Genomic DNA, 7418 nt, shown 5'->3' with positions numbered 1-7418 from the left:
TATAACAAATCATTACAGTTAAAAAAACAGAAAGAAAAAAGTGAAGTGTTTAGCTATAATTCGGATGACGAATTAATAGAAACTTTATTGAAAGACGAGGATGTGATTATAAATAATATTAAAACAATGAGTGCAAAAGCAGTCAATCCGTCAACTGTCATAGTATTAACGCCTAAAGGAAACGGAGTTAAGGCATATTGTTATAAAGAAAATACTGTAAACTCTGATGCATATGTAGCGGACTTCCAAAGAAGATATGATAAAAAGAAAGTAGTAGGTCATGGTTATACAAAAAATAATTGTCATGCATATACTTGGATTGGAGATCACAGATACTGGCTGAATGTTGTGGGAAGTTTTATTACAGATGGAAGCTATAGAGCGGTTGCCAAAGGGAATTTGCCGCAAAAGTACCAAAAGATAATAAATAACAAAGGGGATCATTCGGGAATAGTAATTGGACGAGGAAACACAGGTAAGGCAATAATTGAAACGAAAACTGGCGGCAGCCCGGTATATCAAAATGATATCGGAGATGAATTTGGATCGACTTCGGAATATACCGTATATGAACGAAATAGCGTATGTTAATTTTTATAAAGAATTATTATTTAGTTAAGGAGGAATTTTCAATGAAAAAGATATTATATACCATTATCATAGCAATGACTATATGTGTATCGGGCTGCAGTAAAAATACTGCACCGCAAAGTTCGACCTTTATTCCGAAAACAAGCAGGACAAAAGAAGCGGGGGGGGTTCTGAAAAATAAGATATCCTCTGTTTCTGAAAATACATCAAAGGAGGTAACATTAAGAGCCATATCAGAAATAAATGCGTTAGATGAGGTAATGAAAGGGTGGTATGCGGACTTATTCCAGGAAAAAATGAATATTAAGATTTTCGGAATGGATTATTCATTGCCTGGTCGTGAAAATTATGAGCAAGAATATGAAAAAGGAATAGATATTCAGACGTACAGGGGTGAAGCTGACTATTATGATAATATCAAAGCCGGAAGAATAAAAAATATGGAACCATATATCAAAGAAAATTTCAAGATATTTTCGAGATATTCTAAGATTCTCAAGCATCTGAAAAAGAAAACGTATCGAAAAACCGGAAAAAGAGGGATTTATGGAATCCCGATATGGCTGCAAAGCTTTGATACATTGAACAAAAAGTATGAAGAATACTGCGTATGCGTCCCGGCAAGTTCCAGACACCCTAAGAAAGCAATGGATTTGATTGCTTGGTCGGCCTCTGAAGAAGGGATTATGAATATTGCTTTTGGACCGGAAGGACAAATGTGGAAAAAGAAAAAGGGAAAATATATTTTAATATATGATTGGCAAAAGAAGATGAATTCAAGTGATAAATTTGTCAAAACAAAGAGTGGAAAGGTGGATTATTCCAGTGCACAATTTAAAATGCAACTTGTAGGAAATAGAAATTTGGGGGAAGAACTGCTGAGAGAAAATAAATAGATTTTTATATAAATGGAGAGGTGCTGGAAAGTATGGAGTATAAGATTAGCGTGGATGATTTACCCTGGGATGAAAAAAACAAGGGAAAAATTTTGTAAATTTGCCAGAAAAAAGCATCGTTGGCTGGAATTTACGGAAGAAAAAACTGTCAATATATGCAATAAAACAAACTTTACGGAATATGATGCAAATGTAATTGTTAGAGGATTGTTGGACGAATTTCTGGATAAAAACTTTCCATTAAAAAGATATATTCCTCCTCAAATAAGTACTAAGAAATTACCAATTACAACAAATGTTATATCGCATACATATTTGTTTTTAAGCTTAAAATTAGCAATGTTACAATCAAATGAAAAATCCTGTGAAACACTGGATCAGTATTTTTTAGATATAAAAATGAATTATGCACCGTCTTTTTGGCATTTTTATGATTTTGATGAAGCTTTAATGAATATGGTGGATATCAGAGGAATATCATATTGTGACATTATGCCTGGAGAAATATGCGGCATCATTAGAGGGATTTTAGAAGATGGCCAATATGCGACGATCCATTTAGATGAATTTTATCTTACGGAAAAGGAATCATTCGATACGCTGCATTTGGTCAGAGAAAATTTAGTATATGGATTTGATGATACTAAAAAAGTTTTTCTTGTTTATGGGTTTGGAAAAAGGGAAAAAATGGAAACTTTTGAAGTGTCATATGATGACTTTTTGTTTTCATTTGAAAAGGGAAGAAGATTTTATTTTAGCGGTGCAGGATACTTAAAAATGGAATGGTGTTATCCGGTGACCCGGATTGTAATAAAGGATTGTGACAGATTTCAATTAACAGAAAAATATTTATTAAAGAAAATGCAGGAATTTTTGTATCCTGAGAAATCTAAAGATGTAAATGGAGAAATACAAATATATGGTTCAAATGTTTATAAATGGATAATAGAAGAGTTACAGGGAATATCGAACAGGGAAACGATTGATTACCGTACATTTCATTTATTATATGAGCATAAAAGAAATGTTTATCGATGTTTAGATAAACTAAAATATGATGAGTTATCGGAAAATACAAAGAAATATATGAAAGAATACGAGACAGTTGTAAAAAAATTTAACCGGATTAGAATAATATATATGTGCAAGGCGGGAATCAGTACAGAGGAAATACGAAAAAACAAAATACATCAAACATACAGTTTGGGCGACGATTTTGTACATAAATTTGTGCATGCTGTAAATTTTGAATTAGAAATAATTAAAGCAATGTTAAACTAAATAATATTACCAGGTTACAGGAGAAATCAAATGAGTGGATCAGTGATTAACAAAACTGTGATACGCAGAGAGATTATACATATAAACAGAATATATTCAGAGACAGCCTCTCGGAAAAAGCTGATTTTGCTGGTCAGTGACAATTCTATGGAGGCTGTTTCGTTATACTGCTATCACATGAAAAAGAGAAATACCGTGTTTTTCGTAGGAAACACAAAGAAAGCTCCCGATATAGCGGCATTGATAGATCATTTTATGCCGGATGAGATATTTCTGGATCGGAAGAAAATGAGAGATGTGGAGTCAGAGCCTGCTTTGTACGAGGAAATAGAGGAAAATTATCAGACCGGTTCTCCGTATTACCAGTATGTGAGACTGCAAAGGAGACAGGAAATTAAGGATGTATTATATGATGATCTGGCATTGCTCATGGTGACCTCGGGCAGTGTTGGAAATGGAAAGATTGTGGCGTTATCTTATGATAATCTTCGAAGTAATGCGCAGGCGATTATTGAATCATTGGAAATTGATGAGAATGACAGGGCAGGAGTGATGCTTCCGGTGTCATATGTGTATGGGTTGTCAGTGGTAAATAGTCATTTACTGGCGGATGCAGAACTTTTGCTGCCGCAAGGTAATATGTTTCAGAGTGGATACTGGGATTTTTTGGAAGAATGCAGGGTGACCTCTTTTTGCGGGGTTCCATATACCTATGAGATTTTAGACTATTTAAGAATTTTATCCAGACCCTGGAAGGAATTAAGGCTTCTGACGCAGGCGGGAGGAGCTATGAGCCGCGAAATGAAACAGAAGCTGTTGGAGTGGATTTGTGACAGGAGGCAGAGAGGGATCACGACACATTTGGCAATTATGTATGGTCAGACGGAGGCAACAGCAAGAATGAGCGCATTCTTTTTAGATCAGCATCCGGATAAGATGGATAGTGTAGGAAGGGCAATTTCCGGTGGAGCTTTTCAGATAAAAAATAAAGATCATGCAGGAGAAGGAGACATTTATTATCGTGGTGCGAATGTGTATCTGGGGTATGTGAAAGAAAGGTCAGATTTGACGGAGAATGCGGATGTATGGAGACAGAATACCGATCTTTTAGATACCGGGGATGTGGGAAAACTTGACGAAGAAGGATATCTTTATATTACCGGTAGAAAAAAGAGGTTTATAAAATGCAATGGAATACGGATAAGTCTGGATGAACTGGAGAGAAGTATAGAAATTAAATGGGCAGTTCCGGTGGTATGTGTTTCAAGGGTTTCAGACGAACAGATTTTGTTGTTTATCAGGACGAAGGATTTTAGAAATATTGATATAATGGAATTGACAGAATACCTACGGCAGTTTGGGATTCGAAGGGAACAGTATCAGATTCGAAAGATTCAGGCATTTCATTATTGTGATAATGGAAAGCTTGATTATGCCAGTTTCAAATAAGAGGAGACGTGTATGGAATTTGAAAATAATGGGTTAAAAAACAGCATTGCAGGAACCTTGCGGTTAGTCGGGATACTGATATCAGGGGCATGGAGTGATAAATATAAGCAGCCGAAGTTTATAGAAAATGCGGCACAGGAAGATTTTTATCAGAGGCTGTTGCAAAGGATTGACCGGGGGGAAATCAATGAGGCAGAAAATGAGCTGCTTGCGTATATGGACGAGGAAAAGGGAGTAACTAAAGAGGTATTAAAAGATAACGGGACAATAAATAATATAATACTAAATATGGGACTTAGTGTGTATGGGCATATAAATGAAAAAGAGGATGTTTTTTTGGAACAGAATAATTACTGCCGGCAGGAAATTGAAGAGGGAATACGGGGGCTGCTGATGAGGTTCGGAGTTAGTATTCCTGCGGATAGTTTGTTTTAGGCATCCTCAGGATAAGTTGTAGTTAATTTTACATGCAACATTCTGGAAATAAAAGACACATATCTATAACCGATGTTTACAGATGTGATGGGAAGGCAGGATATGTGAATGAAAAAATTATCAGGAAAAGAACGGTTTGCTTTGACCGCACGTATTTTGATCGGAATCATTTTATTGTGGATTATTATGAGAAGCGGCATTGTTGGAAGTATTATGTATTGGGCCGGTTTGGAAAAGGGGCATATTAAAATTGATATTCAGGAAGTATACGACATGAAAAAGATGCCCTATGGAGGATATTTTCCGACTCTTCAGGTATCGTCTGCAAAGGGAAAGACAATTTTGGTTACGGCCACCAGGGGGAAGGTGCTCAACGTGACAAAATGTCAGAAGAGAATGCAGGCGACAAAATGTCAGGAGAGAATGCAGGCGGGAGAAAAAATAATGCCGCTTCGTTTCTATGCATTCAGCAATGGAAATGCATCCTTCTGGTGGGGAAGTGACAGTGAAAAATGGTGGAGTAGCAATGATACATATTCTATTTATGTGACCGTACAAAAATATGGTGTTGTTTTGGAGCGGCGTAGATTTTCGGTTAAGAAATATAAGGATAAAATATATCTGGTCAAGGGGAAAAATGTCACAAAAACAGAAGAAACCGGAGCATTGATCGTTGACAGGCGGAAGGATGTGCAGCGGATAACAGGTACTTACGGAGGGGAAACGTGGAAAACAATAAAGCTTGATTTTAATCAGTTAAAAAGAAACGCAGCTCCTGATTTTGAAATTGCCGGAGGGGCATTTCGAAATTGCTATGAGTTGAAGAATATTGTAATAGAAAACTGGGATGATGAAATTCCCCTTTCGATTAATGAAAAAGCATTTCGAAATTGTTCCGATGATCTGACGGTATATTGCCCAAAGCAGACGAAGCTGCAAAAAAGACTTCAAGAGCTGGGCATTGATTGGAAAGAATATCGGAAAGAAGATTGGGAAAAGATACAGGGTTCCCCATATGTCCTGATGAGTACGGTATATGAGGTATATAATCACGGAACATTAGGGACGGAGGTAAAACTGCCGGCAGTTACGAAGAAGGTCGAGGAGGGGGCATTTTCGGACTGCAGCAATAGTATCAAAATAATTCATTGAAACGACCGTATAAATAGATTATATTATTAATATAGAAACTGATGTATTGCATAATATTATCGGAGGTCAGGATGGAGAGAAAAAAAGGAAAAGGAATAGCTGCAATTTGTATCGCAGTGGCGGCAGTAATATGTGTTTATAATGGTGTGAGTTATTTTCAGAAAAAACAGTGCGCAGACAATCCTTATAAGGAATATGCGGCAAAGGAAAAAAGCCGGAAAGCGGGGAGTTTTGAATACACATACAGAACCAGCGCAGAGGGGGTGTGGATTACAAAGATCACTCCATCTGATGAAGATATTTCCGTATTAAAAATTCCTTCAAAACTGGCAGGGAAAAAGGTGGTCCGGCTGGGAAACGGCAATGGTAATTTTAAACAGGAAGATACCTCGGACACTATGTGGGAAGCAGAAAACTGGAGCAATATATTTGGTGAAAAATGCTCAGAGGATTCCACCGTGGAGAATATCATAATTGAGCCCAAAGATGTGTATGACCGGGTGGCACAGATTGAGGAAATAGATGTTCCGGATACGGTTCAGTGGATTGATCTGGGATTGTTTGCATATGTGCAAAACGGAAAGGTGCTTCGTTTGCCGGCAGGTCTTAAAACAAAGCTGGAGGATGCGGACTTAACCGGAGTGACATGGAAGGAGGTTTCCTTTTCGGGAGAAAATAAAAACTATAAGATTGTAGATGGATTTCTGTGTTCCCAGGATGGGAAAACAGTATACGGACTTTTGGAGGAAAGAGAAAAGACCACTATTCCGGACGGAACAGAAACTATCTCCAAAAAGGGAGATTACTTTGGAACAAAGGAAATGCAGATTCCGGCAAGTGTTACGAAGATTGAAGCAGCAGGTAAATATGGGAATCATAACTTTACGGAAGCCAGCGTGCGGATTGCAAAGGATAATCCGAAATATGCAGAGAAAAACGGTTCAATCTATGATAAAAATTCAGGCGAACTGGTGGCTGCGCATATTGACAATGGCGTGATCAATATACCGGATACCATAAAAAGGATTTTTTGTCCGTGGTATATTGGTGACACAACGACTTTTCGGAAAATGGTGATTCCAAAGAGTGTGACATTTATGCATACAAAAAGCGGTAATGATGTACGGAATAATCCAGCCGGACATACCGGTACAACATATGTCTTTGAGGGCAGAACGCCGTTACATCTGGTATCGGGAGTTTGTCTGTTTGAGGAGAAAGATACGATTGTTGTTCCGAAAGGATGTAAGAAAGAGTATCAGGAAAAATGGAGAGGTAATATCAGCAGGCTACATCATAAAATTTCGTGGGAAGAAAAATAAAATTTTGTAATAATAAGGAGGACAATATGAGATCAAAATTAATGGGGACTATGGCAGCACTATCTCTTGCCGTGCTATTGACTGCATGCGGAAACAACGGTCAGGATGCAGGATCGTCCAAAAAGGAGCCGGTACAAACAACAGAATCTGCAGATAAGACAGCAGAGCAGTCCGGAGATGAAATTGCAGACCTGCTTGGAAAGACATTGATTCCGGACGGGGAGAGAGATTATTATCAGAATTATTTCACAAAGAAATATGACAAGGTACGAAGGGATGATATTTCGGATTG

Annotated in this window: 8 protein-coding genes; all 8 read left to right on the top strand. The window is 37.5% G+C overall.

Annotated elements, in window-relative coordinates; genetic code table 11:
- The coding region (locus H8704_RS13700) for a hypothetical protein (RefSeq protein WP_249298632.1) at nucleotides 1–591 on the top strand (591 nt) is incomplete at its 5' end.
- A 41-nt stretch (nucleotides 592–632) separates the two neighbouring features.
- Nucleotides 633–1487 carry a hypothetical protein gene (locus tag H8704_RS13695; RefSeq protein ID WP_118679719.1) on the top strand — a complete coding sequence of 285 codons (855 nt, stop codon included), beginning with the start codon at nucleotides 633–635 and terminating at the stop codon, nucleotides 1485–1487.
- Between the two features lie 69 nt (nucleotides 1488–1556).
- Nucleotides 1557–2768, top strand: a complete 1212-nt coding sequence (locus H8704_RS13690) for a hypothetical protein (RefSeq protein WP_249298631.1) — start codon at nucleotides 1557–1559, stop codon at nucleotides 2766–2768.
- Nucleotides 2769–2798: 30 nt separating this feature from the next.
- Complete coding sequence (locus H8704_RS13685) at nucleotides 2799–4217, top strand: AMP-binding protein (protein ID WP_249298630.1); 1419 nt, start codon at nucleotides 2799–2801, stop codon at nucleotides 4215–4217.
- Nucleotides 4218–4229: 12 nt separating this feature from the next.
- Nucleotides 4230–4652 carry a DUF6483 family protein gene (locus tag H8704_RS13680; protein ID WP_249298629.1) on the top strand — a complete coding sequence of 141 codons (423 nt, stop codon included), beginning with the start codon at nucleotides 4230–4232 and terminating at the stop codon, nucleotides 4650–4652.
- A 108-nt stretch (nucleotides 4653–4760) separates the two neighbouring features.
- The gene (locus H8704_RS13675) at nucleotides 4761–5804 is read left to right on the top strand and encodes a hypothetical protein (RefSeq protein ID WP_249298628.1); all 1044 of its coding nucleotides are present in this window, start codon (nucleotides 4761–4763) and stop codon (nucleotides 5802–5804) included.
- A gap of 71 nt (nucleotides 5805–5875) precedes the next feature.
- Nucleotides 5876–7126 (top strand): hypothetical protein, encoded by a 1251-nt coding sequence (locus H8704_RS13670; protein WP_249298627.1) that lies wholly within the window; start codon nucleotides 5876–5878, stop codon nucleotides 7124–7126.
- Between the two features lie 26 nt (nucleotides 7127–7152).
- The coding region (locus tag H8704_RS13665; protein ID WP_249298626.1) for a hypothetical protein at nucleotides 7153–7418 on the top strand (266 nt) is incomplete at its 3' end.

Source organism: Jutongia huaianensis, assembly GCF_014384985.1.
Lineage (GTDB): Bacteria > Bacillota > Clostridia > Lachnospirales > Lachnospiraceae > Jutongia > Jutongia huaianensis.
The sequence above is the reverse complement of the archived record's forward strand: the minus strand, read 5'-3'. Positions and strand labels throughout refer to the sequence as shown.